The sequence below is a fragment of the Paraburkholderia humisilvae genome (assembly GCF_902859855.1).
Lineage (GTDB): Bacteria > Pseudomonadota > Gammaproteobacteria > Burkholderiales > Burkholderiaceae > Paraburkholderia > Paraburkholderia humisilvae.
Genome location: NZ_CADIKH010000341.1, coordinates 1 through 1,366 on the forward strand (window position 1 = coordinate 1; position 1,366 = coordinate 1,366).

Here is a 1,366-nt window from a genome sequence, read left to right on the forward strand (position 1 = left end):
TACGATTTCAGGCATCGGGTTGATGCATCGCATTCGCAAGGGGCAATTCAATCTCGCGACGCTCGACCTCAAAGACACCGCTACGCCGACCGTCTGGAACGCGGTCCTCTTCGCTCAATAAGTCATCCTGTCAAAATTAGTTTCCTTGACTGTTTCCACCATTTGCACCAGAGCCCTTCAGCGCCCCAAGCGCCCATTAAATGGCGGTACGACGATCCATGCGGCGAATTCGGCCAGTGCCATTTCAATGACGCAGTGGGACTAGTGGTTGTTCGCGAAATATCCTTGCAGGTCGCCGGCGAGCTTCGACACGGTATCAGGATCCCCGGCTTCGAAACCCTCTATCCAAACGGCCGTTTGAGAAGCTGCGTCAGGATTCCCTTGCGCACCTTGCTGCCGAGCAAGTAGACACATATTTTGAATTTTAACAAACAGGTCTTGTAGATCTGCACTGAGGTCAGAGTATGTAGTGGCCATTCATCTTTCTCCAATAAGCTACATTGTGAATTTAACGCCATGAGTGTTGGTGGGCGGCCGAAAACAAAATGGCAAAAACCTGCGAAAATATTTCTGATCGACTGCAACGCATAATGTACTAAATATTACTTGCTAGCGCCCCTTGATTAGACACTCGGACAACGCACCGCAGGTGCATCGTATTAAAAACGCCCCGGCATCCGAGCTCGTGGGGCTAAAAGTACGATTCGGGGCCGACTAGCGACGATCACCTACCGCTAACGTGCTTTATTTTCATTTTCTGAAGCCCCCTCTAAAAATCCAATCCAACGCCAACCAGATGGCTTTGCGGGAAATTGATTTCACTTCACACGTCACTGATCCGCAATAAAAGCGTGAAAATACAAATTATCAAAAAATAAACGTAAACCTTATTCGAGTTGCGATTGTACATATAATTCTATCTTTTCGATAAAGGAATCTACAGTCGCAGGAGCACCTCCGACCATGAAAGCATCTATCCAATAATATGTTTGCGAGGCTGCATCAATCTTTCCTTGGACTACCTGCCTTTTCATAAATTTAAACATCACATTTATTTCGCGAATTAGGTTTTTTAAATCATCACTGAGGTCATCAAACGTAGTATCCATTTGCCTTTCTCCTGTAAACGGTATTTTCAAAGAATGCGAGTACGAGTGGAGATCCACAGGAAGCAGCGTAATCGCTGATCTAAAAGAACGCAAGTCGTCCGATGCCAGGTTCTGACAGATTCGCGTGAGGTTCCCGTAGACCGCCTTAAATCTGTCATCCATTGAAAGGCCAAAGGCAAGAGGTAAATGCTCCTCTCTCAGGCTTTACCCTGCTTGACCTGAAACATCTTGCGCCCCCCCACTTCGACGCGCACGAG

The 1,366-nt window shown here is 47.2% G+C and carries 2 protein-coding genes and 1 pseudogene; 1 reads left to right on the forward strand and 2 read right to left on the reverse strand.

Annotation, left to right across the window (positions count from 1 at the left end; translation table 11 throughout):
• Positions 1-121, forward strand: a pseudogene (locus HV796_RS46380) (IS6 family transposase); the annotation flags it as partial.
• A 140-nt stretch (positions 122-261) separates the two neighbouring features.
• Here the strand turns inward: HV796_RS46380 and HV796_RS42390 are convergent.
• Both HV796_RS42390 and HV796_RS42395 read right to left on the reverse strand, forming a co-directional pair.
• Positions 262-477, reverse strand: coding sequence for a hypothetical protein (locus HV796_RS42390; RefSeq protein ID WP_175233568.1), 216 nt, complete (start codon positions 475-477; stop codon positions 262-264).
• 410 nt (positions 478-887) lie between these two features.
• Positions 888-1,109, reverse strand: coding sequence for a hypothetical protein (locus HV796_RS42395; RefSeq protein WP_175233569.1), 222 nt, complete (start codon positions 1,107-1,109; stop codon positions 888-890).
• Positions 1,110-1,366: the final 257 nt, after the last annotated feature.